Genomic DNA, 26953 nt, shown 5'->3' on the forward strand with positions numbered 1-26953 from the left:
ACTTAAATAACGACACATGTTTCGAAATATCATTAAAGTCACGTTACGCAATTTCATAAAAGAGCGTTTTTATGCAGTTATCAACATTGCAGGCCTTTCATTAGGAATAGCTGCCAGCCTGTTAACTTTATTATATGTTCTTCATGAAACCAGTTATGATACATTTCACCCGGACTCCGACAGGTTGTTCAGAGTAAACCAAACATTGATATGGAGTCCCGATGGAGGAGTGATGAGTTCTACGGCATTGCCCTTGGCCCAGGTGCTGACGGATGAGATTCCTGAGGTAGAAAGTGCACTTAGAATAAATACACCTGGCAACCAGGTAGTACGTTTCGAGGAAGATCGTTCCTTAAAATCTTACATTGAAAATGATATCCTGGCAGCAGATTCAAACTTTTTTGACTTTTTTGCTTTCAAACTTAAAGAAGGAGATCCTTCTGAAGCGTTAAGAGGCATCAATAAAGTGGTGATCTCCAATGAAATGGCCCAAAAGTATTTTGGAGATAAGCCCGCATTAGGCAAAACCCTCCTTTTTGGACAGGGCAGGGTCCCCATGGAAGTAACAGGTGTAACTGAACCTCAACCGACTAACGCGCATTTTGATTTTGATTTTCTGATGTCTATCTACTCTAACCCAAAAATTAAACAGTTTGAATGGAGCTGGATATGGACCCAGGTGGTAACGTATGTCAAATTACATGACACGGCAGATCTTCCTGGTTTGGAAGAGAAGTTTACTGCAATAGGAGAAAAACATGTAAGGCCCATGCTATCAAGGATAGGAATGCACTATGAAAAACTGGTAGGAGACAAAGGAGGATGGAATTTTTATTTACAGCCGGTGGAAGATATTCATCTATATTCTGATGTCATTGGCAATAGGATCGGCGCGATAAGCGACATTGACTACGTTTATATTTTCACTATTATAGCCTGCCTGGTGATTGTCCTCGCTTCCATTAATTTCATGAATTTAGCTACCGCCAGGGCCACGTTAAGAGCTAAAGAAACAGGTATACGAAAGGTAATGGGCTCACCAAAATTCCAGCTTCTGGCTCAACATCTGGCTGAATCCATCTTTATGTGTGCTATCGCGATGGTCATAGGCCTTGGTTTGATGGAGTTATTGAGAATAATAGTACAAGACCACCTTGGCATTATCATTCACATGTCGTTGTGGGATACGCCTGGTTTATTAGTCTTTATACTTCTCATACCCCTGCTTTTGGGCCTGTTTTCCGGTCTGTATCCGGCATTTTACCTGAGTAATGTAAAGCCTGTCACAGCGTTAAAAGGTAAATCAGGAGCTTCAAGAAAGAGTTTTTTGCTGAGAAATGTACTGGTCGTAGCGCAGTTTGCCACTTCCGTGGCTTTAATATCCGGTACTATGATCGTTTACCAACAACTGGATTACTTTTCCAATGTCGATGTGGGGTATGAGCGTGGAAATATTATTACCATTGACTGGGCACATAAGCTGGGTCCGCAATTAGAATCCTTTCGTGATGAGTTGAAACAGTACAATACTGTTCAGAATGCTTCCATTAGTATGGATGCTATAGGGCGTGGTTCCTATGAAGATATTTTTATGGATCAATCCGGGCAAAAAGAAGTGACCATAGCCATGATGAAAGCGGATGAGGATTTTCTGAATACCTTATCCATTAACCTGTTGACAGGTCGCTTTTTTGAGAAAGACAGGCCTTCCGATGAAAAGGCGGTGGTCATCAACGAAACTACGATGAAACTTTTCGGCTGGGACGAAAATGATGTGTTGGGACAGACCATCGTTTATACGGGAGATGAAAACCTCAATGCCGAAGTGATAGGAGTTGTGGAAGACTTCCATTTCCAGTCGTTGCGTTTACCGGTAAACCCATATCTCTTTTTTAGTACTGAGGCACCGATATGGGGTGATATGAGGGTGGTTCAGGTAAAAACCATGGGAAAAGATACACAACCCCTGTTAGCCGAGATAGAAAAAGCCTGGAAGCGAAGGGCTGACGGCTTTCCTTTCCAGTATAGCTTTGCAGATGAAGAATTCAAATACCAGTATCGGACGGAGCAGCAGTTAGGAGGGTTATTTGCGGTTTTTGCCGGCTTTGCCATATTTATTGCAGCAATGGGGCTCTTGGGCTTATCGTCATACACCATCACAGTACGCACAAAAGAAATCGGTATCAGAAAGGTGCTTGGAGCATCTGTCGCTAAGATTACATTGATGTTAAACGGTGGTTTTACAAGGCTCATCTTACTTTCACTTTTGATCGGCTTTCCCGTAGCCTGGTGGATGATGGATCAATGGCTGGAGCAGTTTGCAAAGAAAATCACCATTCATTGGAGTGTCTTCATTGGCAGCGGTTTGCTGGCTCTTGCCATTTCATGGATCACTGTAGCGTATCAATCCATCAAAGCGGCTACCATGGACCCTGTGGATACACTAAGAGATGAATAGGAGTTGGTATCCCTAAGCATCTCCCGGCGTGGCAGGAGTGAGTATTGTATTGTCCGGCTCGTCTGCGGTCTCCGGGAAGTGTTCTTTGAATGATTGGAAGAATTCTACCACCATTCTGTTGGAGAACCGCCCCGGACTATTGGTAAGAATACAAATAGCTATCCCTTTTTGCCTGTCCAGGGCTATTTCACTTTTGTAACCATTTGCATAGCCGCCATGATATATGAGTGTGTCTTGCGGATATTCCACAATGCGCCAGCCCATTCCGTAATGCCCTTTCCTGGGATGGTCAAAACTACTGAAAGACGCATTTTTTACACTGGTACGAATTACGGGTTTGAATACGCTGTCCAGAACGTTAAGGGGGATTACTTCAGACTTTAAACCCATGAGAGCTTGCATCCATTGTGCCATATCTGAGATGCTGGCATTTATCCCTCCGGCCGCTGCTACGTTATAATAAGACCGTGACAGTCCCACAGGTTTGTAGCCCGAAATTGAACGTCTGTGCGGAAGTGCTGCGTTGGTGTTGTACCACATGTCATCATAGCTTATAGAGGCGTCTGCCATATTCAAGGGTGTAAAAATACGTTCATGCAGTAGTGATGAATAAGAACAGTGTGTTAGGTTTTCCAAAACCGGTTCTATAAGCGAATAAGCCACATTCTGATAGCTATGGATCTCGCCGGGCTTGCGGGAAAGTTCTATGCCCTGTAATTCACTAAGCATGACATCACGCGCCATCCCATCCTCTACCAACGTACTAAATGCCTGGTATGGGTAGCCGGCTGAATGTGATAAAATATGTTTGATGGTGATACTGTCCGTATAGACAGTGGGTTCTGCCTGAAAATCAGGTAGGTGAATTTTGACCGGATCATTCCAATTTAACTTTTCTTTTGTGTGAAGTCCGGCAAGTACAGATGCAAACCCTTTGGAAACCGAGGCAATCCTGAAAGTGGTATGAACGTTGACGGAATCAGTCTGATTAGTAGAAAGTAAGCCTAGTCCTTTTAACGTTACTATAGTACCGTCTATCAGAACTCCTACAGCTGCCCCGGGTATTCCCGATTGTTCGAATTCTAATGTTAATTTTTGTTCAAAAGATGCTATAAAATCTGAGTAAATCGGGTTTGAGATAGGGCTTATGACAGGAATTACAGGTTTTTCTATAGAAAATAATTCTGCCTCATTCACTTCATCTGAAGATAAAAAAATGAAGGAAAGTATGATGATAAATGTGGCTGCAAGGCCATACAAAAATATATTACGCTTTTTCACTATTGCCATTCTCGTTCATGCAAAATTATCTAAACAACCGTCATATGACAATATTATTGCATGTCCGATTTCAGACACTACGTTTCAAAATCGGACGTACTGAATGGCATATGGTTTCCAAATACCCTTCTGTCTAGGGTTAAACCCAACTTCTTGGTTTGGCATATTTATTGGCAAGTAACTGCACAGTTAGCATAATTTGAAAGAATAACTATGATAAAGTTAGTAGATGTAGATAAATATGTGGATTCCCGTTTTCAGCGCACATTCATTCTCAAAGGGATTGATCTGGAGGTGAAGCAAGGTGAATTCGTGACTGTTATGGGGCCTAGTGGTGCTGGTAAGTCAACGATCATGAATATAATAGGGATGCTTGACGAGCCTTCGCAAGGGGAGTATTTCTTTTTCGATGAGCCGGTACATAAAATGAAAGAACGGCAAAAATCGGAAATGCACAAACATCACATAGGCTTTATCTTTCAGGCTTATCATCTTATTGACGAACTCACTGTTTATGAAAACATCGAAACACCCTTATTGTACAAAGGAGTAAAGGGTTCACAGCGTAAGAGTATGGTTGCAGAGATGCTGGACCGTTTTCAAATGGTGGCAAAAAAGGACCTTTTCCCGGAGCAGCTTTCAGGTGGGCAGCAGCAATTGGTTGGAGTGGCCCGGGCTATCATAGGCCAGCCTAAGCTTTTGCTGGCTGATGAACCTACCGGAAACCTTCATTCGGAACAGGGGGAAGAGATCATGGATATCTTTAAAAAACTGAATGAAGAGGGTATGACCATTATCCAGGTGACACACTCTGAAAAGAATGCAGAATATGGTGACCGGGTGATAAGGTTGGTAGATGGCGCCGTAGTATCAGATGTAAAGAAAGAAAACGCGTAATTAAGTTATGAAGAAGCTTCTCCTAATACTGTTTTTCCCGGCATTGCTTTTTGGTCAGACTGAAAACCCTAAAAGAGTTCAGCTCACTTTCAAAGAAGCAGTAAAGATTGGTTTGAATGAAAATGTTTTACTTAAGCAGGCTGGCAACCAATTGGAAATTCAGCAGGCGATACAGTTAAGGGAAAAGTTTAGATACCTTCCCAATGTTTCGGCCACCAGTACTTTTCGTCAAATTGATGGGCAACAGTTTAACCAGGTTCAGGGAGAGGTTGCTTTTACAAAAAGCAACAACTTAAGCGCTGGCATCGATGTAGGGATCAATATATTTGAAGGTTTTGGCAGGATAAAGTCAATTAAACGAGCCAATTATGACTTTCAGGCCCAAAGTGATGCAGTAGAGCGGGCTAAACAACAATTGATTTTTGATATTTCACAACAGTACCTGCAGATATTGCTAAGTCAGGAGCTGTTACGTATTGCGGAGGATAACCTTAATGTACAAACTACCACGCTTGATCAAATACAGGGACAAGTGGATGCCGGTGCATTGGCCAAACCTGACCTTTACACACAACAGGCACAGGTACAACAGCTGGAGGTCCAGAAAATAAGATCAGGCAATGACCTGAGGATCAATAAAACGAATTTGATGCAAACATTACTGCTTGAGCCGGTAGTAGAAATAGAACCCGTAGAACCTAACTGGAACATAGATGAAATTATTGCGACAGGCTATGACTTGAATGAGATGTATGAAACGGCTTTGAAAAATAGGCCAGATTATAATCAAACTGTAAATACGGTTAAATCCAATCAATTGGGCATTGGCGTTGCTTCAGCCGGATATTACCCTACATTATCAGCATTCTGGAGTTATGGAACCAACTACTCTAACCTTGTAGCCAATTCCAGCCAGGTGCCTAACGGCCGGTTTGAGACGATAGGTTACCTCAATGGTGATACCAATCAGCCTGTAATTTCCCGCGATGAAAGTACGGACAGGGTAAGTGAAGAGGTTTCATTTGGCGATCAGTTTTTTGATGCTAACCCTGCTACTGTATTAGGATTAAGACTCGATATTCCATTGTTTGATCGTTTTCAGACCAGGACCAGTCGCACTATTGCCAGGCTCCAACATGATAATGCCATTCTTAATGAAAAGAATTTGAAGAGAACTGTTTTCCTTGATGTACAAAATGCTTATCTCAATTTTGAAGCGGCAAAAACGGATTACTATGCTTCACAAAAACAGTTTACAGCAGCGGAGAAAGCATTAGAAGTGCAGAAAGAACGGTATGAGCTAGGGGTTGGAAACTTAGTTGAACTCTCGCAGGCCAATAATTTGTATGTTCAGGGAGCGGCATCTAAAGCACAGTCAGAGTATACGCTATATTTTCAGAAGGTAATCCTGGATTTTGTGCTCGGTACACTCAATTTTGAGGATATTCCTGATTGAAGTAAAGGGTGTATAACTAGTATCAAGTCATGTTTATATAGTCTTTATGTTCCAATGAACATTTGGGTTAACAGATAATGCGGCAATAAGCAATATCGTGTTATAAACTTTGCCTGCTGAATATTACTTACCGCCAACTTGTTAAATAACCCTGGTTCCCACAAACGTTATTCATAACTTATCTCCGGTTACATGATTTAATCATTGACACAACACAAGATGTCAGGGGGACAGGGAACGACAAGGTCTGCCTGCTCACTTTCAAATCCATATAATTATATAAATTCTCCTTACTTTTTGCTAACTTTGCAATCCCTTTCAAAAGAGTGGGGTTTGCAGCGAATGATAGCTGCTTATTAACGTAAACAAAATTGTTATCCGTTTTGCCCGTGGATGGCATGTATAAAGGGCAATGATTACCATTATGGCAAAAGAAAAAACTACCGCAGAAGAGGCCAAAGTTGATGCTTCATCTGAAGAAAAAGAAGCTCAGCAACCTACTGAAAATGCGGAGACGGCTAAAGAAGAAACAGTAACGGAAGCTGCTGCTGAAAAAGAAGCACCGGAAGCAGAAACTGCTCCTGAAAAAGAAGAAGTGGCACAGCCCGTTGCTGAGGAAAAAGTAGCGGAGGCTGCACCTGTAGCAGCGGAAACGTCTGCTCCTAAATCAGAGCCGGCAAACGATCCTGTTTCTTTAGAAGATTTTGATTGGGATGCGTTTGAAACCAAAGGCTTTGGTGAAGGCTATACCCAAAAAGAGCGTGATGAAATGGCAGCCGTATATGGCGATACGCTCACTACTATTGAAGAGAAAGAGCTGGTAGAAGGCGTAGTAGTAGGAATTAACGATAGAGATGTCATTCTAAATATTGGTTTTAAGTCCGATGGCCTTGTGGCTACTTCTGAATTTCGTGACCTGCCTGAATTGAAAGTAGGAGATACGGTAGAGGTATTTATTGAGGAGCAGGAAAACGCGAACGGACAGCTGGTACTTTCCCGCAGAAAAGCGAAAATCGTACAGGCATGGGATAAGATCACCAAGAGTTACGAAAATGACCTTGTGATAGAAGGTTTTGTGAAAAGAAGAACTAAGGGGGGACTTATCGTAGATATATTTGGTGTAGAAGCATTCCTTCCGGGTTCACAGATCGATGTGAAGCCTATCCGGGACTTTGACGTATTCGTGGATAAAGCCATGGAAGTAAAAGTTGTCAAGATCAACTATACTAACGATAACGTAGTAGTCTCACATAAAGTACTGATTGAAAAAGATCTTGAGCAGCAAAAAGCTGAAATACTTAATAACCTTGAAAAAGGACAGGTGCTGGAAGGTACAATCAAAAACATGACCAATTTCGGTGTATTCATCGATTTGGGAGGTGTGGATGGTCTACTCCATATTACAGATATCTCATGGGGCAGAATTAACCACCCTGAAGAGGTATTGAACCTTGATGATACTGTGAAGATAGTAGTTCTTGACTTCGATGAAGACAAGAAGAGAATATCTCTGGGTATGAAGCAGCTTACTGAACATCCTTGGGATTCACTGGCCAAAGACCTTGACATCGGTTCAAAGGTTAAAGGTAAGATAGTGAACGTAGCCGATTACGGTGCATTCCTTGAGATACAGCCTGGCGTTGAAGGGTTGATACACGTCTCAGAGATGTCATGGTCACAGCACTTAAGAAACCCACAGGACTTTATTAACATTGGAGATGAACTGGAAGCTGTAGTACTTACATTAGATCGGGAAGAAAGAAAAATGTCATTGGGTATTAAGCAATTGACAGAAGATCCATGGACCAAGCCTGATGTGCTGACTAAGTATGCGGTAGGTACACAACACAAAGGAGTAGTGAGAAATCTGACTAACTTTGGCCTGTTTATCGAACTGGAAGAAGGAATCGATGGTTTGGTGCACGTATCAGACCTTTCCTGGACGAAAAAGATCAAGCACCCTTCAGAATTTGTGAAGGTAAGTGATGAATTAGAGGTGATCGTACTGGAGTTGGATGTAGACAATAGAAGACTGGCATTAAGTCACAAACATCTGGAAGAGAATCCTTGGGATACTTTCGAAACTGTATTTACAGTGGGTTCAGTACATAAGTGTTCTGTGATCAATGTAAACGAAAAAGGCGCTACACTTGAGTTGCCTTACGGGATTGAAGGATTCTGTTCGGCTAAAAACCTTGTAAAGGAAGATGACTCCAAAGTAGAAGCTGGTGAGTCTGTTGATTTTAAGGTATTGGAATTCTCTAAAGATGACAAACGTATTGTGTTGTCACATAAGGCCATCTATTCTAAAACAGAAGAGAAGCCTACTCCTAAGCCTTCCGCAGGTAAAAAAGGTCCTGCTAAATCAAATGCAATTAACAAGATAAACAATGAGTCAGAAAAGTCTACATTGGGAGATCTTGAAGCATTGAGCGCCTTGAAGGATAAAATGGAAGGCAAGACAGAAGTTAAGGTTGAAAAAAAGAAAGCTGAACCTAAAAAGGAAGAACCCAAAGAGGTTGAGCCTAAAAAGGAAGAGCCTACTGCAACTGCTGAAGAAAAAGAGCCTTCAAAGGACAAAAAAGAAGAATAAAGTCATTTGAAAAGTAATAGATTTGGGAGGGTGGCATTTAAGCCACCTTTCTTTTTCTATATAAAAAGGCAATGTTCTATTTTTTGTTTGAACAATATGTGAATATTCATAGATTTGCCAACGATTAAGGCGCTGTGGCCGAGCGGCTAGGCAGAGGTCTGCAAAACCTTTTACAGCGGTTCGAATCCGCTCAGCGCCTCTTTAACAGAGTGAGAATGACAAGCGAGAGTAAGTCTTCTCACTTTGTTCTCTAAACCCGCACTCGCTCCCAACTTCACGTAAAAATTATTTGGCTGACAGATTGTCTTTTTGTTTCACACTGTAGATGTGTAGTTATGCATTTGACCTTTATATTAAAGTCAAACAACTAATACATAATTTCCGTACCCTTATAATATTGAATAATGTTACTCAATATATCTCCATTGACCCGGATATAAGATTTGGGAAGCCTTGCATTAAAGGGACTAGAATAGCTATATCTGATATTTTGAATTGGTTGGTATCTGGAATGAGTGAGAAAGAAATTTTAGAGGATTACCCAAAGCTCAAGCTGGAGCATATTAGAGCAAGCCTTTTTTTGCAGCACACAGAGAACAAATTATAAAGATTATAGCAGCCTAAATGAAGCTTCTTTTAGATGCTAATCTGTCTTGGAGACTCATAAAAAAGTTGAGTTCTCAATTTGATCAAGTGTTTCATGTTGATGATGTGATGAAGAATTATCCCGCAAAGGATAGTGAAATTTGAGAATATGCTCAGAAGCGTTAGTTGATGTAACAAATGATGAAGACTTCCTTAATCTACTTTTGAGTAAAGGGTTTTCTCCTAAAATAATTTTACTTAGAACAGGAAACCAAAGTACTCAATCAATTGCAGATCTGTTGATAAAAAGGAAATCTGATATTTCGGCATTTGATAAGGGTTCGGATATTGGGATCCTACAGGTTTTTTGATTTTCCTCATATCAAATAGTATTCAATTAAGCAGCATCAGGCAACAAACCGTATTCTTCCATAAACTTTCTTAACTGGTGTAAATCGTATAAAATGTTCGAACTGGTGCCAGAGGTGACACAAACTTCAAAAAGAACCCTGACTGCAATATCCTGAGGTTTTTGGTTTCGTTTTATTCCCCTCTTTTGCCCTATCCTCTATTCTTCAGACAATAATGATCGGGTTACGTTTGTATATGCATTCAATGAAGTGACAGGCATTCTCCGTCAAACCGGCTATGGCCTTATTTACCAGCGTCTGATACCCAGCACCAAGTACCTATCCCATCCAGGCTCTTTGGCTTATCCTGCATTCACGGAAGGTCGTTGTGGTGGATCACAGGGTTTAGTGTTGTCAGGTTTGCTTATTAGCCAATTCAGCATACTGCTTGAGTAGAAATACCAACATGATCTCATCCTGATACTTGTCTGCTTCAAAATAACTCTTTATACTTTTGAAGCCTGTTTTGTCCTGAAATTCTTTGCCTGTCAATGAGTAGAATCCAATATTCCACTCCTCGAATTGTCTTTGTTTCTGATGACTTTCACATATTATATTAATGTCTGTATGCCGGCCATCGATGGATATTCTACTAAATGTGGTAAGTACTTTTTCTTTCTCCCCTTCTAATAGCTGTAAAAACTCACCTTCTACATAGAGCAGCATTCCGCTTATACCCTCCTTTGCATTATTGGAAGATGAAACCCTGGATATTTCCTTTAGATCTTTCTTAGAAAGCTCAGGCCTGGCTGCACTCTTGTAAATAATACTGTATAAAGATTTAATGATATATAAATTTATAGGTTAAAAAATAATGTCAATCAACAAAAAAATTCTGGTTAAGTGTGCTTCCTGATATTAACTGTCAGGATATTTTTAATACACTTAAACGGCTCTTTAGGTATTATTGCAGCGCCTTTTTGAGGAAAGGCATGACGTTATCTGCCAGGATGCGGTGTCCGTCTGCATTTGGATGGATACCGTCAGGTAAATTCAGGTTTTCATCTCCTGCCACACCTTCAAGTAAGAAAGGAACCAGAATAGTATTGTTATCTTTTGCCAATGCCGGAAAAATGGATGTGAATTCTTTGGCATATTCATCACCCAGGTTAGGAGGCACCATCATGCCGGCTATAATAAAGATGACTTCAGGGTTTTTTACTTTTACCCTATCCATAATTTTTTGCAGGTTACTTTTTGTCACATCCAGAGGAAGACCGCGTAACGCATCGTTGGCACCTAATTCCAATACAAATATGTCAACGGGTTTTTTGAGTATCCATGAAACCCTGGACAGTCCGCCCGCTGAAGTTTCTCCACTTAAACCTGCATTAATAATTTCGCAATCCACCCCTTCTTCTTCCAGTTGAGATTTGAGAATAGATGGATATGCCTGTTCTTTTGACAAGCCGTAACCTGCCGTAATACTATCCCCAAAAAATACGACAGTTTTTTTCTCGGTTTTAAAGCTTACAATTGGAATAATTATAAGAACAAGTAAGAGAACACGCGTACTACTCATAAACTTCAATTCAGGTGTTTTATTTAACTTCTACGTGGAATAACTGAAAAAGTATCAGGTTTAATGAACTTGGTTTGTATTGCGATAGCTTTTCAGTTTTAACATTTCATTAAGAGTTCTTTCAAAATTTAGACCATAAATTAACCCTTGATAAAATAAAAATAACCATTTGATCGCAAAAGTGCGTTTAATAAACATCACTTATTGTTAATTATGTCAATTATACTTTCGGTCGAAAATCTGACCAAATCTTTTGTAACAGATAACCAACAACTTACTGTATTAGATAATGTTTCATTTAATATTGAAGAAGGTGAGACGATATCTATTGTAGGTCCATCAGGCAGTGGTAAAACGACGCTGCTTGGTTTGTGCGCAGGTCTGGATCTGGCTACAAGCGGTACAGTATCTTTAGTGGGAATAAAATTAAATGCACTGAATGAAGATGATCGTGCTTATGTACGTAATCAACATGTAGGGTTTATCTTCCAAAACTTTCAATTACTGTCTACTCTTACAGCGTTGGAGAATGTCACTGTCCCATTGGAATTAAGAGGGGAAAGAAACTTTAGAGAAAAAGGAAAGGAACTGTTGGATCGTGTAGGTTTGGGTGCCAGGCTCGGACACTATCCCTCTCAGCTGTCCGGAGGAGAACAGCAGCGCGTGGCCATTGCCAGGGCATTCATCACCTCACCTAAGATACTGTTTGCAGATGAACCTACCGGTAACCTCGATGAAGAAACAGCGCAGGTGGTAACGGATCTACTTTTTAACATTAACAAGGAACTAAAAACTACCCTTGTATTGGTAACCCACAACATGGAGTTAGCTGAAAATACGCAGCGTATCGTACAAATAAAAGGAGGTAAGTTAATAATGGATAAGAAGTCGATGAAAGCCTCGTGATGGAGTACGTTATAAAAATCAAGAAAAAGAAAAATCACGTTTTTAAAGACAGGTGGGTCTGGAAAATGGCATGGAAAGATGCCCAAAATAATTTTGGGCGACTTTTTTTATTTATTTCTTCCGTGATTATAGGTATAGCAGCCCTTGTTTCCATTAATTCTTTCAATATTAATTTGCAAAGCAGCATTGATGACCAGGCCAAGGATTTGTTAGGGGCCGACTTAGTCATTAACGCTAATAAAGCATTTGAAGAAGAACTTACAGATCAGTTTGATTCTATCGCCGGGGAACAGGCAAGTGAAGCGAGTATGGCTTCAATGGTGATGTTTATGACCAGTACTCCTGGTACACGCTTAGCACGAATAGTAGCCCTGGAAGGTGATTTCCCCTTTTATGGCACAATAGAAACCTCCCCTGCTAATGCAGTTGAGTTGATGAAATCCGGACCCTACGCCATGCTGGATGAAAACCTTGCCAAACAGTATGATGTGAGTTCCGATGACTCTCTGAGAGTAGGGGGACTTACATTTAAGATAGCAGGATCGGTGAGTAAAATACCTGGTGGAGGTGGACTTCAGGCTACTTTTACCCCTTCTGTTTACATTGCTATGAACTACCTGGATTCTACCGGGTTAGTACGTTATGGTAGTCGTGTAAACCACAAGAGGTATTTCAAAACAGATGATCTCAAAGCTACAGACGCGTTGGTAGACAGGATACAACCATTAACACGTAAATACGGACATTCTTATGAAACGGTAGAAGGAAGAAAGAACAATCTTGGAGATGGCTTTGATAACCTGTACCGGTTTTTTAACCTGCTCGCTTTTATGGCATTGATCCTTGGATGTATAGGGGTGGCAAGTAGTGTCCATATTTATGTAAGAGAAAAAAGAAATACGGTAGCCGTCTTGCGTTGTGTAGGCGCTTCCGGCTGGCAAACTTTCAACATTTTTTTTATACAAACTGCAGCGATTGGCTTCATAGGCAGCCTTTTAGGCGTGCTCTTAGGGTTAATGGTCCAATATGCACTTCCAGCACTGTTACAGGAGTTTATACCATTAGAACTTGACCTTGGCATTGCATGGCAGGCCATATTAGAGGGAATGTTGCTAGGGGTAATAATCGCCATACTATTTTCTGTTCTGCCCTTGATCTCGGTCCGTTATGTACCCCCCCTTACCGTACTGAGGACCAATTTCAAACCTTTAAAGAACAGATCAAAAACCAGAATTGTAGTCATCCTACTGATCATATTGTTCCCCTTTTTATTTGCGGCCTACCAGTCGGGAAGCTTTAGGCTTGGTTTTTTCTTCTTTGCAGCGTTATCGTTAGCATTTGCATGCCTGACACTACTTTCCTGGGGATTGATAAAGCTTGTAAAAAAGTACTTTCCCACTCACTGGAGTTTTGTTTGGAGACAGAGCTTAGCCAATTTATTCCGGCCTAATAATCAAACCACTGTTTTAGTAGTAGTGATAGGGCTTGGAGCGTTTTTGATTTCTACGCTTAATATTGTTCAAAACAGCCTGCTCAACCAGGTGGAATTTATCGGTGAAGAAAACCAATCCAATACAATCCTTTTTGACATCCAACCGGAGCAACGTGACAAGGTAGTACAACTTACCAAAGATAACGGCCTTCCTGTGCAGCAACTGGTGCCGATCATTACGTGCAGAATAGAAAATATCAATGGTAAGAGCGTTGAGGCCATCCAAAGTGATACAACAGATGCCATTCCGAACTGGGCAATAACCCGTGAATACCGTGTAACCTATCGCGATACACTGACCAATTCTGAGGAATTGATAGAAGGAGAACTTCAACATGTATCTAATGACAGTATTTATGTGACTATTTCCGAAGGGATGCATGAAAATCTCGAAGTAGAAGTCGGTGACACTGTGGTATTTGATGTGCAAGGCGTACCTATCACTACTTTTATAGCAGGTATTCGCGATGTTGATTGGCCGAGTGATCCGCCTAATTTCATTTTTGTTTTTCCGACCGAAGTTTTGGAAGAAGCACCCCAGATCTATGTATTAACCACACGGATCGATGCACAAAGTAAGGCTACCATTTACCAACGCGAATTGATCACTTTATATCCAAACGTATCGGTGATTGATCTGAGAGTGATATTGAGTACGATAGATGAGTTTTTTGATAAAGTGGCTTTTGTCATTCAGTTTATGGCATTGTTTTCCATTATTACTGGTTTGGTTGTATTGGCCGGCGCAGTTATTAACAGCAAATTCATCCGGCTCAGAGAAAATGTTTTATTGCGGACTATAGGTGCGTTAAAAAAACAAATTCGACATATGACGGCGCTTGAATATGCCTATTTAGGGTTGTTTGCAGGTTTTGCCGGCATAGGCTTGTCCCTGATCTCAGGATGGGCGTTATCTATTTGGTTTTTTGAGGTAATCTTTTTTCCTAATCTGATCAGCCTGGGTGTCATTTGGTTAACTGTTATCTTTTTAACTGTACTGATCGGTTGGTTAAATACCCGTGATGCTGTCAATGGTTCTCCGCTGGAAGTACTGCGAAAAGAAGTGTAGAATCAGTATATTTGAGGTTGGGCTATATTGCAAAGTTCAAATATTTTTGAATTGTGAGACGACAAATAATATTTGTACTGTTGGCGCTTTACGTACTGGTACCATTCATGGTACAGGCCGCACCTCCAGGCATTGTTTTTATGGAAAATAAAGGGCAATGGCCGGCAAATGTATTTTTTAAAAATTCACTTGGCCATGGTAGCGCTTTCTTTGAGAAGAATAGAATACTGTTTTCTTTTATGGATGCTGCATCTCTAGGCCATCCATCGCATTCCCATAACCCTTATGAAGCACAAAATCAGCATGAAATAAGTGTTCATGATGGCACTGAAAAGGTGACCAGTCATTCATATTACTTAAACTTCCTGAATTCAATGGAGCCTGAGTGTATTGAAGGCAAAGAGCCAGGTACAGCAAAGGTAAACTTTATACGAGGAAATAACCCGAACGACTGGATCAGTCAGGCAAGTACATACGGATCGGTACTTTATGGAGGTATTTATGAGAATATAGACCTGGTGTTCTATCAATATCAGGATTACCTGAAATACGATATGACAGTATATCCAGGGGGTAATGCAGATGAAATCGCGCTCCAATATGAAGCGGCCCATAACGTTAGTCTGAAAGAAGGTAATCTGATTGTGGAAACAGAAGTGGGTTATATGACTGAGTTAAAGCCCTATGCCTATCAGGTCATAGAGGGACAAGTACACGAAGTAAAGTGTGTTTATAAGCTTAAAGATGGAATAGTCGGGTTCGGGTTTCCAAGAGGTTATGATAACTGTTATGATCTGGTCATAGACCCCCTCTTGATTTTTTCGACCTATTCCGGGTCGACGTATGATAACTGGGGCAATACGGCATCCTATGACCAATCCGGAAACTTATATTCCGGAGGAATGGTCACGACATTAAGCGGAGGAAACAGTTACCCAATCACCACAGGGGTCTACCAGGAGAGTTTCGGTGGTGGTGTTTGGGATGTCGGGCTGTTGAAGTACGATTCTAGCGGCAGCAACCTGTTGTATGCCACTTATCTGGGAGGTAGCGGAACAGAGACACCTCAAAGTGTGGTGACGACAAATGATGGCTCTTTATTAGTTTTAGGTGCAACCAGTTCAGCTGATTTTCCGGTAACTAATGGCTCAGTTTTTGAGGGCGGGGATAACGTAGTACCCTTAGGAGGAGTGCAATATAATGGAGCTGACTTGTTTGTAGCTAAATTAAGTCCAGATGGGAGCACCTTGTTGGCATCCACCTATTTGGGAGGAAGTAAGAACGATGGGATAAACTTTATTTCCGGAAGTATAGATGCACCTGGAGGACCTGAGGTAGGCATAAGAGAAAGCCCGCTGGCAAGGAACTACGGTGACCAACTGAGAGGTGATATTTTTGTTGATGATAACAATAACACTTACGTAGTTTCTAACTCCCTTTCTTCGGACTTTTTGAGCCAGAGTGGTGATAATATCCTTAATAGCTTCAATGGAGGTAACCTTGATGCCGTCGTAGTAAAGTTAACACCTGATTTGGCCGTGTCGTGGGCACGATTTTTAGGAGGGTCAGGAGATGATGCCGCCTATTCCGTCAAGGTCAACTCACTTGATGAAATTGTGGTAGCAGGAGGGACTACCAGTGCTGATTTTTCCGGTTTAAATAATGGCTGGCAAAATACACTTTCGGGTAATGTTGATGGTTGGATATGTAAGATCAATGCAAGTGGAGACCTTGCGAATGAAGGTACCTTTTTAGGCACTCCGGCTTATGATCAGGCATACTTCATTGATCTGGATACCAATGATGACGTTTTTGTTTACGGTCAGACCCAAGGCATTTACCCTGTTTTTGGAAGCGTATATAGTGAACCCAATGGTGGTCAGTTCTTACAAAAGTTCAGTAACGATCTAAGTGGTTCACCTTTTTCTACAACGTTTGGCTCCGGGGGTAATACACCGAATATTTCACCGACTGCTTTTCTGGTCAACGAATGCAATAATATATATCTGGCGGGTTGGGGTGGCAACGTGAATTCTGTACAAGCCCTTTCACCAGGCGGAGGAACTTCCACCAGGAATTTCGTAGGAGGAAATACCCAGGGGCTGACCACTTCCAGCGATGCATTTGATCGATTGACCTCTGGCAATGATTTTTACCTTATGGTACTGTCGGGAAATGCAGAGCGCTTTCTTTACGGCACATTTTTCGGAGGGACAACCAGCAATACTCATGTAGATGGAGGTACCAGTCGGTTTGATAAAAGCGGAGTGGTTTATCATGCTGTATGTGCAGGCTGTGGTGGCAATAGAAATGACTTTCCTGCTACGCCCAATGCCTGGTCCAGGTCTAATCTCAGCAGCAATTGCAATAACGCTTCTTTCAAGTTTGATCTGGCTTCGCTCAAAGCCGATTTTAACACGAACTCATTGGGTTTTGATGATCCGGGGGTTTCTGTCATCTGTCTCGGTGAACCTTTAGTACTTCAGAACAGGAGTATAGGTGGTAGAATATACGATTGGGATTTTGGTGATGGTACAGATATCACTCGTCCCGATACCACTTTTATAGTGCATAACTATAGTGCTGAAGGTATATATACCATAAGGTTACGTGCTTTTGACCCAAATACCTGTATTTCAGAAGATTTTGCTTTTAAGACTATCGAGGTGTTAGCAACGGATTTCGTACTAATGGATGATGCTGAAATATGTTTTGGAGAAGAAATACGCCTTGAAGCGCGAGGCGCCACATCCTACAACTGGGTCAGTGCTGATGGTACGTTTACCTCTTCTGATCAAAATCCTGTTGTAAAACCAGGAATGGATACCAGGTATTATGTCACTTTTCGTGAAGCTCCATGCGAAGTGGTGGACTCTGTAGATATAAAGGTATTGGCGTTACTGGAGGCTGACTTTAATACAAACTCATTGGATTTTGATGCCCCTGGTGTTTCTTCTATTTGTCTTGGTGAACCGTTGGTGTTTGAGAACTTCAGTAGGGGGGGTATACAATATGACTGGAATTTTGGTGACGGTACGGATACAACAAGTATGAATTCCGATTTTATTACACACCAATACGCTTCCGGCGGTGTTTATCTGGTCAGGCTACGTGCTTTTGACCCTACAACCTGTACATCAGAAAATTTTGCTTTTAAAACGGTAGAAGTAGTAGACCCTGAATTTTCACTATTGGATGACATCGAAATCTGTTTTGGAGACGAAATACGCCTTGAAGCAAGAGGAGCTACTTCCTATGCGTGGAGTAGTTCTGACGGTACGTTCGCTTCTGCTGAGCGTAGTCCGGTCGTCCGGCCAGAAGAGGATACAAGGTATTATATTACGTTTCGTACCGCCTTATGCGATGAGGTGGATTCTGTAGATGTTCGGGTAGTGCCCGAGGTAGCGGTAGATTTCACTGTTTCAAGGAATTTTGACTGTTGGACGGAACCCTCCATAGAACTTATCAACACCATGAACGATCCGGATGCTCAATTTATTTGGGATCTGGGGGACGGAAATACCAGTACCGAAGAAACATTGATATACAATTATGAAGAAGCCGGAGAATTTGTCGTTAGGCTTAAAGCGGTCAGAGAGTTTTGTACCTATGAAGCCCGGGAAACTGTGGATATAAGTCGTATAGCAGTACCGAACGTATTAACTCCATCCGTACCTGGTGATAACGATACATTTGTGATCCTTGCTCCGTCAAAGGTTTCGCTTAAAATATTTAACCGTTCGGGACGCGCAATTTATGAAAACGATGATTACCGGAATGAATGGGCCGGAGAGGGTCAGGCTGCAGGAGTGTATTACTATGAAGCTAACATGGAGAATGAAGCTACCTGTAAAGGTTGGGTCCATCTTATTAAATAATCTTTAATAAACACTATATGAAAGTTATTCTTACCTTATCACTACTGCTATTGCTAGGCTTCATTTCCAATGCACAAAAAAAAGATCAACTAATATTACCTTACCAGGAGATACCTGATTATCCGGAAAAATATTCAGCAGGCAGTGTGGCGGCCAGGATGGTTGACGGTCTTGGTTTTCGTTATTATTGGGCTACTGAAGGTTTGCGTGTTGAAGACCTGGCATTTAGACCTACCACTGAGTCAAGAAGCGCCGATGAAACCCTGGACCATATCCTGAGTCTGTCGACAAACATCATAAATGCGGCAAGAAAAGTCCCAAATGAAGGTGGTGTCAATTATAGTGAACTGACCTTTGAAGAGAAACGAAGAAGAACACTGACTAACCTGAAAGAGGCAAGTGATGTTTTACGGAAGACTAATGACGCTGAGTTTGAAACCTTGAAGGTAATCTTTAAACGAGGTGAAAATACTTCTGAATATCCCTTCTGGAACCTACTCAACGGGCCGGTGGCTGACGCTTTAGGACATGTAGGGCAGGTAGTCTCTTTTAGAAGGACCTCAGGAAATCCTTCAAATCCAAAGGTGAGTGTATTTACAGGCAGGCTCAGAAATTAGACTTCATTTAAAAGCAGAGTGCAAAGAGTCCGGGGCATAATGCACTTGACGACTGGGACTGGATGGAGCTAATCAATGATAGCAAAAGTCAGTTTTTGACCTTTAAATACCCTTTTTATGGGAGGTTTTGCTGTTTGAACCTCAAAATCATCGAGTTTATCCCATTTTTGAGGTTTTATCTCGTAACCACAGCTCGATTCGTAATAAACGGTTGAGAAATGGCGTTTTTTAAGTACACTTGTAATATGATGATAATCAAATAACTATATGCTGCGTTGCCAGTACCCGGTAACAAAATTTGAAAATAGAATGTTCGAGAGAGTCCTGCATAAACCTACATATCTCAGGATCTGGTTTTATGAAGATGTCAAAACGATCAATTCCCTTTTATACTACTAAACACTTTCTCAAGTCCATCTACTATTTTTCTCAGTAAATCAAAGTAAAGCGTAATGCTTAACAGAAGGGACATGGACCAGATCACCATTAGATTGAAAGTAAAAGTGCTGAATTCAAAGCCAAGAAAATGCTTTTTTGGAACATAGAACTGTTCCCTGTAATCTAAGATATGGTCAGGGTCCGGGTTCTTGTAAATAGAAAAAATCATCTGAACCAATTCATCTCCTTTTTCAACGATACGATGAGGCTCATTTTTATTCATTACTATTTCAGCAATGGACTCATTACGATATTTAGCTTTGTATTTTTCAAATGCTGTCCTTTTTTCATCGGTATCCGTAAGGTCACGGATAATGGTTTCTTTGGCGTTATCCGCTTTATTATACCTGTTAGAGTAAAATGCTCTTAGCTGTTCCAGGAAGTCGTATGTTTTACGATAGACTGTCGAGTCAAACCGCTCGATGGTCAGGCTTTCCAACTCATCAAACGGTATTTTGCCTAACTGATCCAATTCTCGGCCTATTTCACGTCTGAGCAAGCTCAGGTTTTGTTTCATCACCGCTTCCTTTTCTTCGTCTTTACTCCTGAGGTTATTGAGATTATATTCTAATTTGGATTTTAAGGTGGGCAGATAATAGATCTTTTTATAGTCTGCATCAGCCATTATCTTTTCATAGGTATAGAATATATCCTCATACTCGTTATCCTTAAACTGAGTTACCATGGCAGCTTCAAATGCCCATCGTGATGTCATGAAATCCCCTACCAATGGTACTTTTCCCGTATTGCTCAAGTCAGGGTTCAGTTTGTCAAATTTCACCACTACACCGCTTAAAACAAGTTGAGGTATTAACAGGATAGGTATCAGGATGTAAATGGTTACTGCAGAATTGAACGCCGAGGATATATTGAGCCCGAGGGTATTGGCCATGCAAGACACGGAGAAAAGTATCATCCAATGAGCAAAGACCATATCATGGATTTCCAGGATAGTATTTCCGATTAATACAAAGGTCAGTGTCTGGATAGCAGAAAGCGTGAAAAGAATGAGTATCTTGGAAAGAATGTAACTACTTCGGCTAAGATGGAGGAAGGCCTCTCTTTTTAATATCTTACGGTCCCGGATGATCTCTTCTGCACTTACGGTTAGTCCCATGAACAGAGCGACAATGACGCTCATAAACAGGTAAGCAGGGATGTTTAGGTTGTGATTAAAGGAATAACCGACATCTACTGTGTTGTGTGTATTATAGTACCTTACGATGTAAGACAGGATAAAGGCCAGCACAGGTGCCTCCAATAAGTTAATAAAGAGGTATTGTTTATTGCTGAGTTTGGAAAAAATATCTCTTGCAGAAAATAACTGTAATTGTTTTAATCTGCTGGGGATGTTAAGCGTAGAATGTGGCGCTTCAGAAACAGGTTTAATTTTTTTGATCCTGTTATTGGATACAAACCGCTGATTCCACTGTTCAGGTGATATTTTTCTTTCATTGGTGAAATTACCGTATTCGTTGATCACCCGGGTTTCGATGATGTTAAATATTTGTTCCGGGTTTACATTGCCACACTCAAGGCACTCACCTTCCTCACTATTGATAAGGTTAATAGTTTCTTTGAAGTATACCACGGCTTCGACAGGGTTCCCATAATAGATCTGGTATCCACCGGTATCCAATATGACAAGCTTGTCAAACATTTTAAAGATGTCTGAAGAAGGTTGATGAATAACCACGAATATTAGTTTCCCCTTTAAAGACAGTTCCTTTAATAGGTCCATAATATTCTCAGAATCCCTGGAAGACAGACCGGAAGTAGGTTCATCCACGAACAATACACTTGGCTCTCTCAGAAGTTCCAAACCAATGTTAAGGCGCTTGCGCTGACCGCCACTAATGGTTTTATCTAATGGTGACCCTACCCTTAGGTCTTTCGTCTCCGACAGCCCAAGGTTATCTAGTGTTTTGAGTACTAGTGTTTCTATTTCCCCGTTGGAAAGGTGATCAAAACATAGTTTCGCCGCGTAATACAGGTTTTGGTAAACGGTAAGTTCTTCAATGAGCAGATCATCCTGCGGCACGAAGCCAATGACACCTTCCACTTTTTGTGTTTCATGGTGTATATCAATTCCATTGATCAAGACTTGCCCTTCTGAGGGGTTGTCACTTCCATTCAACACATGAAGTAATGTCGATTTTCCAGCCCCGGAAGCGCCCATTAAACCGATGAGATTGCCGGATTTTTCTGAAATGCAGATGTCTCTCAACCCCAACTTTCCGTTTTTAAAACGAAAAGACAGGTTTTTGGCTTCAAAAGTGATGGGTTTTGCATCATTATTTTTAATAAATTGTGCAATAACATCACCGTAGTAAATAGGTTGGACCTTATCGGAACGTATGGTGGAGCCTATGGCGAATACTGCCTTTTTCCCCGACTTTAAAGGGACCCCATTAAGGTATACATCTGCTGGGCCCATATATTTGATGAAATAGGCATCGACTTTTGAAAAGTGCAGGATAAAAATGTGACCATGCAGCTCGTCACGTTTTAGATGTTTAAAAGTTGGTGTATCATACTCATGTCCATCAATGATCAAAAATTCAGGAAAGTTCAGGTCTTCAGGCGTTTTGGCCTTAATAAAGTACTCTATGAGTTGTACTTTATTTTCTGAAATGTTAAAAGCTTCACCAATGGACTTGACCAGCTCTTTCTCACGTTTGGAAATGTGACCGTCTGCAAGTATAATACTTACAAGTTCGATGATGATGACAACCTTTTGTTTTTGAGTAAGCTCTAAATTAATTCTATTACAGATTTTCTCAATCTGCTGCTGCTCTTCTATCGTGTCTGCACTATTTGAAGGTATAATTGTTTCACTATACTCGTCAAATTGATTTAAATAATCTTGTACGGAGTTTTTATTTAAGTGGTCAAGTAAGAAGCTTTCAATTTGCTCTTTCTCTTGCGTTGTTACTTCATCTTCTTTAGCCACAATCGCAAAAAGTTCAATAATGGCTCTAAGTAAAGGTTCGCTCATACATTCATAAGTTTCGCGGCATTAGCCTATAAATATAGCCTATTGAACAAATAAAAAAAGGAGCGATATTTAATTCGCTCCTTTTCATTAAAATCTTTTTTTGTTACTTCGTGATTCGTGCCCTTATTTCAGCTACTTCTTCTGTGATTTCTGACAGGGTTGCATCTGATAATACAAGATCAGCTCTGTTGTTCTGGATCTGCTCTTCAATATTAAGTGATTCGTACTTAGCGCTTAACCCTTTCAAGTCACTTATAAGACCTGTAACAGGATCTGTCTGTTCAATATTTTCTAATAAAATAATCAGGTCCTTAACGGATTTTTCTTGTTCCAACACAACACGTATCAGCGGTGTCAATACCAGGTTACGACTATCTTTCGGCAGGATATTGTCCGGATAAGAAGCGATCAGGGAGGTAGAAATATACAGACCTTCTACAAAACTTCCGGATATGATCAGGGCGGCTAACTTATTGCGGTTATCATCCTTAAGATAGTTTTCTGTAGTATTGACGGCTTCATTCAAGAGGTAGGCTAACGAATCCTTTCTGGATAGATTAGCTTCAAACCTTTTGATCAGTTCGGTATCGAAAGATCCTGTGACACCTAAGTTGTCAGCTAACTTTTTAGAGGAAGTCATAAAAGTTAAAGCTTCCTGGACTTTATCATAGGATACTAAATAACCAATGTCAGTAGCATATACCCCCAGATTTAAAGCAGCATTGTCATTTCGGGAAGAATAATTATCCACTTTATTGATATCATTGACCAGGGACTCGTTGAACTCCGCACCGGTAGCCTCTAATAAAAAGGGAATTTCCGATGGCGACGGAATATCATAAACAACTTCCTGAATTTGCTCTTTAATCTTCTCTTCCGCCTCTGTAAACTCCTCAGATGCGTCAGTCTGTTCTTCCGTTGACTTGGTGCCGCATGAATAAAAAACAGCCAATAGCAAAAAGAGAGATACTAATCTCAGAGACCTGTAATGCATAGTTTTTCTTATTAGATTAAATTTTTTCAATTTTAATATATTTTTCTCGGCGATAAAAATAATAGAAAATTATTTTTGAATTCACTACATACTGTAGTCTAAAGATTTATTAAACACTTTAACCCTGAAATTTGTTTGTCACTTAGTAGTATAGATTTGCATTATTCCTGTAATGTTGAAATTTCTTGCTAAAGCATTATAACTATTTTTTTGGAAATGGTTATAATCGCTAGATGTCTGTGATAGTTGCACTTTATAAAACGCTTATTAGCTGGTTTGAATGGTAGATACATGTGCTGATATTGTGTTATTAGTAGATGATAATGATATCGACCTTTTTATTAACAAAAAGGTTATCGAGTTTAATAATTTTTCCAAAGAGACGATCGGTGTTACTTCTGTAAAAGAAGCATTGGAATACTTAAAGAAGGCTGAAAAAGAAACTCTGCCTCAACTTATATTTCTGGATCTTAACATGCCTGTACGAGATGGGTTCGATTTTTTGAATGAATTCTCAGATCTTTCGAATAATATCATCAATAGTGTTTCAGTGGTCATACTCACAAGTTCCAATAACCCCAATGACAAGGATAAGGTAGAGCTGAACTCTGATGTACTTCATTTTTTGTCGAAACCCCTGAATGAAGAAAAATTGCAATTGATTCGGGAAAAAATCAATACTGCCTCCGTTTGATGCTATACGAGGTTCCAATTATTTCCATTAGAACAATGGAATTCCCACAACTTGCTGTTGATCCGGCTCCAATCCCGGATAAGACTATCTCAATGTGTTGCCAATCAAAGCTATACCCGAAAGAATAGGGGATAATTATATCATTCTTCAATGATCTGCAGGGTATTTCTACCCTACACTAATACATTTACCCCCGGGATTCGTCAATATTTACCACCCTGCTGACATTTGGTCTAGCGCTATATTTGTTTTGAATATTGAACAAGAGTGATTGACTTCTAAAGCAGTGGCTCTGACAACTTAAATAAATTTATATGAATAAAGGGTATACTATGCGGAGTTTGATTTGGATTTTTTTGTTAGTGGGCAATTCAGTATTGGCCCAGACTATTTTTGTAAGTAAAGATGGGAGTGATGCAAATGATGGGTCAGAATCCAGTCCTTATTTGACTATTAGTAAAGCGGCGAGTGTTGCTGTAGCAGGGGATATAGTTTCTATAGGAGCAGGTACCTATGAGGAAACGTTGAAACCGGCGAATTCAGGTACTACAGGTAATCCTATTGTATTTCAAGCCAAGGACGGCGAGAAAGTTATAATTTCTGCTATGCAGTCCCTTAGCGGCTGGACGCAGGATGCAGGGGCTGTTTACAAGACAACTATAGATTTTCCATCACTGGGCCAAGAGAATTTTGTAATGAATGGCGACGTTGCCTTAGACCTGGCCCGATGGCCCAATAATGTAGATGGTAAGCCTTTTACATTGAACTCCATAAGAAATACAGGAGGAAGTGCTCCTGATGTCGTTTCAGGTGCTTTTTTAACCTCTTCCGAAATTCCCGGCAGCATAGATTGGTCCGGTGGATCGGTCTTTTTTTACGGTGATAAACCGGGCGCCGGATGGATAGCCTGGAAGGCTTTTATAACAGGTAGTTCCGCTGGTAGAGTAGAATTTACATTAAACAAGAATCCTACCTGGATACGGACAGTGCATGCTCCGCAAGACATAGGTGACTTTTATCTTGAAGGTGTAAAAGGAGCGTTGGACTATCAGAACGAATGGTGGTACGACCCGCGTACAAAGGAATTGTTTGTGCAATTGCCGGAAGGTAACGCACCGGAGGATGGCATGGTAAGAATGCGAAGAAGAAGAGTGGCCATTGACTTAAACGATCGCAGTTTTATCGAAGTAAGGAACCTTGCGGTATTCGGAGGAGCTATTGAGGTAAAAACACCGGGTTCTACCGATAATGTTCTGTTTGGTTTATCCTCTTTTTATGGTAATCATACACAAGGGATCTTTACAGGATTTAATGCCAACAAACCCAGTGTAGAGGTTAATGGGGAAAGGAATGTGATCGAAAAATGTGAAATAGCATTCAGTGCAGCGACCGGAGTCAGGATGGCGGGCAGTTTTAATGAGTTGAGGAACTGTTATATTCATGACTTTAATTATTTAGGTTCTTATGATGCGCCCTTAGTCGTGCGATTTGCGGATGATAGTAAAGTAATAGGGAACACTATTTTTAATGGTGGACGTGATGGTATCAACTTCAATGCAAAACGCGCTGAAGTAGCTTATAACGATGTATATAAAAGTAATTTGATTGCTGATGACTGCGGTACTTTTTACACGGTTGGAGGTCCGCAAGGTTCGGAAATACATCACAACTGGTTTCATGATATAGCATCAAGGGGCGACAAATTTAAAGCTACCGGGATTTATTTAGATGTTGACCCGGAAGACTTTAGTGTGCATCACAATGTGATTTGGAATACGGAATGGGCAGGAATACAGATTAACTGGGATGCCAAGGGCCTTGATATTTATAACAATACACTTTTAAATAACTCTGAGGTTATGGGGGCATGGCATAAAGCAGGTACTGCCTTTTCCGAAGTTAATGTATGGAATAACCTGGGAGATCAGGACAATTGGGAGCCTCAGTCTGACAAACAGAATAACCATGTGTTTGAGTCAGATCCATTCGTGAATAGTAGTGAAGGTGATTTTCGCCTTAAAGCAGGAAGCACATCGATCATTGATCAGGGAAGGGAGATACCTGGTATAACAGATGGTTTCAAGGGCAATGCCCCGGACATTGGTGCGTATGAATTTGAGGGTGAATTTTGGCAGGCGGGAATAGATTGGAACCCAAGACTCGGTCCAACGGCTCAGGGGTGCTATGGTTTACCCGGTGAGGATTGTGTTAAAGACTTGAATGACCTGGATGAGGATGGTGTTACTAATGAAAATGATCAATGCCCGGATACACCTCAAGGTGAAACAGTGGATGAATTTGGTTGTCCTGTTGTGGCATCTATTTCAGGGGCAGTTACTAAATACAGTAATGTTTATCCCAACCCTGTAGATAATCAATTGAATATTACCACCAATAAGAAAATCGATCTTATCCGGATACTGGACCTTCAGGGAAAACAGAGTTTAGCGCTGATAGACAATGATTATTCCTTTAATACTTCTTCATTAAAACCGGGAGTATACCTGATAGAAATTAAATTTGCTGATGAAAGTTTTGAAATCCAGAAATTTATTAAAAAGTAAACCACACAGGTTTTGAAAAAAAGGCTGCTTCAATTTTTGAGGTAGTCTTTTTTATTTTATAAAAGCAAAGTCCTTAGAACAAACATCCGGTAATATTGATC

Annotated in this window: 18 protein-coding genes and 1 tRNA gene; 14 read left to right on the forward strand and 5 right to left on the reverse strand. The window is 40.7% G+C overall.

The window, feature by feature from the left end; all coding sequences use genetic code 11:
* The first annotated feature begins 16 nt into the window (after window positions 1-16).
* Window positions 17-2458 carry an ABC transporter permease gene (locus FNH22_RS15700; protein ID WP_143399365.1) on the forward strand — a complete coding sequence of 814 codons (2442 nt, stop codon included), beginning with the start codon at window positions 17-19 and terminating at the stop codon, window positions 2456-2458.
* Window positions 2459-2470: 12 nt separating this feature from the next.
* Here the strand turns inward: FNH22_RS15700 and FNH22_RS15705 are convergent, their stop codons facing one another.
* Window positions 2471-3748, reverse strand: coding sequence for a serine hydrolase (locus FNH22_RS15705; protein ID WP_143399366.1), 1278 nt, complete (start codon window positions 3746-3748; stop codon window positions 2471-2473).
* A gap of 204 nt (window positions 3749-3952) precedes the next feature.
* On the opposite strand from FNH22_RS15705, the gene FNH22_RS15710 reads away from it, so the two are divergent.
* The 7 genes from FNH22_RS15710 to FNH22_RS32935 all read left to right on the forward strand — a co-directional run bounded on the left by FNH22_RS15710 (window position 3953) and on the right by FNH22_RS32935 (window position 9641).
* The gene (locus FNH22_RS15710) at window positions 3953-4636 is read left to right on the forward strand and encodes an ABC transporter ATP-binding protein (RefSeq protein WP_143399367.1); all 684 of its coding nucleotides are present in this window, start codon (window positions 3953-3955) and stop codon (window positions 4634-4636) included.
* A gap of 7 nt (window positions 4637-4643) precedes the next feature.
* The gene (locus FNH22_RS15715; protein WP_143399368.1) at window positions 4644-6092 is read left to right on the forward strand and encodes a TolC family protein; all 1449 of its coding nucleotides are present in this window, start codon (window positions 4644-4646) and stop codon (window positions 6090-6092) included.
* A 424-nt stretch (window positions 6093-6516) separates the two neighbouring features.
* Window positions 6517-8685: a 30S ribosomal protein S1 gene (rpsA, locus tag FNH22_RS15720; protein WP_255518067.1), complete on the forward strand. Its 2169-nt coding sequence runs from the start codon at window positions 6517-6519 to the stop codon at window positions 8683-8685.
* Between the two features lie 128 nt (window positions 8686-8813).
* Window positions 8814-8884: transfer RNA gene (locus FNH22_RS15725), tRNA-Cys, on the forward strand.
* A gap of 126 nt (window positions 8885-9010) precedes the next feature.
* Window positions 9011-9292, forward strand: coding sequence for a DUF433 domain-containing protein (locus tag FNH22_RS15730; protein ID WP_255518068.1), 282 nt, complete (start codon window positions 9011-9013; stop codon window positions 9290-9292).
* Between the two features lie 17 nt (window positions 9293-9309).
* Window positions 9310-9435, forward strand: a complete 126-nt coding sequence (locus FNH22_RS32670; protein WP_255518069.1) for a DUF5615 family PIN-like protein — start codon at window positions 9310-9312, stop codon at window positions 9433-9435.
* 59 nt (window positions 9436-9494) lie between these two features.
* A complete protein-coding gene (locus FNH22_RS32935; RefSeq protein WP_370513185.1) occupies window positions 9495-9641 on the forward strand; it encodes a DUF5615 family PIN-like protein in 147 nt (48 codons plus the stop codon).
* A gap of 393 nt (window positions 9642-10034) precedes the next feature.
* On the opposite strand, the gene FNH22_RS15740 is transcribed toward FNH22_RS32935, so the two are convergent.
* Both FNH22_RS15740 and FNH22_RS15745 read right to left on the reverse strand, forming a co-directional pair.
* Complete coding sequence (locus FNH22_RS15740) at window positions 10035-10481, reverse strand: BLUF domain-containing protein (RefSeq protein WP_143399369.1); 447 nt, start codon at window positions 10479-10481, stop codon at window positions 10035-10037.
* Between the two features lie 103 nt (window positions 10482-10584).
* A complete protein-coding gene (locus FNH22_RS15745; protein WP_143399370.1) occupies window positions 10585-11202 on the reverse strand; it encodes an arylesterase in 618 nt (205 codons plus the stop codon).
* A 213-nt stretch (window positions 11203-11415) separates the two neighbouring features.
* Here FNH22_RS15745 and FNH22_RS15750 point away from each other — a divergent pair, with 213 nt between their 5' ends.
* The 4 genes from FNH22_RS15750 to FNH22_RS15765 are packed head-to-tail and all read left to right on the forward strand — an operon-like array spanning window position 11416 to window position 19164.
* Window positions 11416-12108, forward strand: coding sequence for an ABC transporter ATP-binding protein (locus FNH22_RS15750; protein ID WP_143399371.1), 693 nt, complete (start codon window positions 11416-11418; stop codon window positions 12106-12108).
* On the forward strand, window positions 12108-14669 hold the full coding sequence (locus tag FNH22_RS15755; protein WP_143399372.1) for an ABC transporter permease: 2562 nt from the start codon (window positions 12108-12110) through the stop codon (window positions 14667-14669). Before FNH22_RS15750 ends, FNH22_RS15755 begins: the two co-directional genes overlap by 1 nt.
* Window positions 14670-14722: 53 nt before the next feature.
* Complete coding sequence (locus FNH22_RS15760) at window positions 14723-18547, forward strand: PKD domain-containing protein (protein ID WP_143399373.1); 3825 nt, start codon at window positions 14723-14725, stop codon at window positions 18545-18547.
* 17 nt (window positions 18548-18564) lie between these two features.
* Window positions 18565-19164: a hypothetical protein gene (locus FNH22_RS15765; protein ID WP_143399374.1), complete on the forward strand. Its 600-nt coding sequence runs from the start codon at window positions 18565-18567 to the stop codon at window positions 19162-19164.
* Window positions 19165-19540: 376 nt separating this feature from the next.
* On the opposite strand, the gene FNH22_RS15770 is transcribed toward FNH22_RS15765, so the two are convergent.
* On the reverse strand, window positions 19541-22600 hold the full coding sequence (locus FNH22_RS15770; protein WP_143399375.1) for an ATP-binding cassette domain-containing protein: 3060 nt from the start codon (window positions 22598-22600) through the stop codon (window positions 19541-19543).
* A 103-nt stretch (window positions 22601-22703) separates the two neighbouring features.
* Window positions 22704-23594: a hypothetical protein gene (locus FNH22_RS15775; protein ID WP_143399376.1), complete on the reverse strand. Its 891-nt coding sequence runs from the start codon at window positions 23592-23594 to the stop codon at window positions 22704-22706.
* 280 nt (window positions 23595-23874) lie between these two features.
* Here FNH22_RS15775 and FNH22_RS15780 point away from each other — a divergent pair, with 280 nt between their 5' ends.
* Window positions 23875-24288, forward strand: a complete 414-nt coding sequence (locus tag FNH22_RS15780; RefSeq protein ID WP_143399377.1) for a response regulator — start codon at window positions 23875-23877, stop codon at window positions 24286-24288.
* A 332-nt stretch (window positions 24289-24620) separates the two neighbouring features.
* Window positions 24621-26852 carry a right-handed parallel beta-helix repeat-containing protein gene (locus tag FNH22_RS15785; RefSeq protein WP_185154250.1) on the forward strand — a complete coding sequence of 744 codons (2232 nt, stop codon included), beginning with the start codon at window positions 24621-24623 and terminating at the stop codon, window positions 26850-26852.
* Window positions 26853-26953: the final 101 nt, after the last annotated feature.

Source organism: Fulvivirga sp. M361 (assembly GCF_007097395.1).
Classification (GTDB): domain Bacteria; phylum Bacteroidota; class Bacteroidia; order Cytophagales; family Cyclobacteriaceae; genus Fulvivirga.

Bases quoted from the DNA above. Each gene is read 5' to 3' on its own strand.
- FNH22_RS15700 (WP_143399365.1), top strand. From the start codon at position 17: ATGTTTCGAAATATCATTAAAGTCACGTTACGCAATTTCATAAAAGAG.
- FNH22_RS15775 (WP_143399376.1), bottom strand. From the start codon at position 23,594: ATGCATTACAGGTCTCTGAGATTAGTATCTCTCTTTTTGCTATTGGCT.
- FNH22_RS32670 (WP_255518069.1), top strand. From the start codon at position 9,310: ATGAAGCTTCTTTTAGATGCTAATCTGTCTTGGAGACTCATAAAAAAG.
- FNH22_RS15755 (WP_143399372.1), top strand. From the start codon at position 12,108: ATGGAGTACGTTATAAAAATCAAGAAAAAGAAAAATCACGTTTTTAAA.
- FNH22_RS15785 (WP_185154250.1), top strand. From the start codon at position 24,621: ATGCGGAGTTTGATTTGGATTTTTTTGTTAGTGGGCAATTCAGTATTG.
- FNH22_RS15730 (WP_255518068.1), top strand. From the start codon at position 9,011: ATGTGTAGTTATGCATTTGACCTTTATATTAAAGTCAAACAACTAATA.
- FNH22_RS15770 (WP_143399375.1), bottom strand. From the start codon at position 22,600: ATGAGCGAACCTTTACTTAGAGCCATTATTGAACTTTTTGCGATTGTG.
- FNH22_RS15750 (WP_143399371.1), top strand. From the start codon at position 11,416: ATGTCAATTATACTTTCGGTCGAAAATCTGACCAAATCTTTTGTAACA.
- FNH22_RS15765 (WP_143399374.1), top strand. From the start codon at position 18,565: ATGAAAGTTATTCTTACCTTATCACTACTGCTATTGCTAGGCTTCATT.
- rpsA (WP_255518067.1), top strand. From the start codon at position 6,517: ATGGCAAAAGAAAAAACTACCGCAGAAGAGGCCAAAGTTGATGCTTCA.
- FNH22_RS15710 (WP_143399367.1), top strand. From the start codon at position 3,953: ATGATAAAGTTAGTAGATGTAGATAAATATGTGGATTCCCGTTTTCAG.
- FNH22_RS15705 (WP_143399366.1), bottom strand. From the start codon at position 3,748: ATGGCAATAGTGAAAAAGCGTAATATATTTTTGTATGGCCTTGCAGCC.
- FNH22_RS15745 (WP_143399370.1), bottom strand. From the start codon at position 11,202: ATGAGTAGTACGCGTGTTCTCTTACTTGTTCTTATAATTATTCCAATT.
- FNH22_RS15780 (WP_143399377.1), top strand. From the start codon at position 23,875: ATGGTAGATACATGTGCTGATATTGTGTTATTAGTAGATGATAATGAT.
- FNH22_RS15715 (WP_143399368.1), top strand. From the start codon at position 4,644: ATGAAGAAGCTTCTCCTAATACTGTTTTTCCCGGCATTGCTTTTTGGT.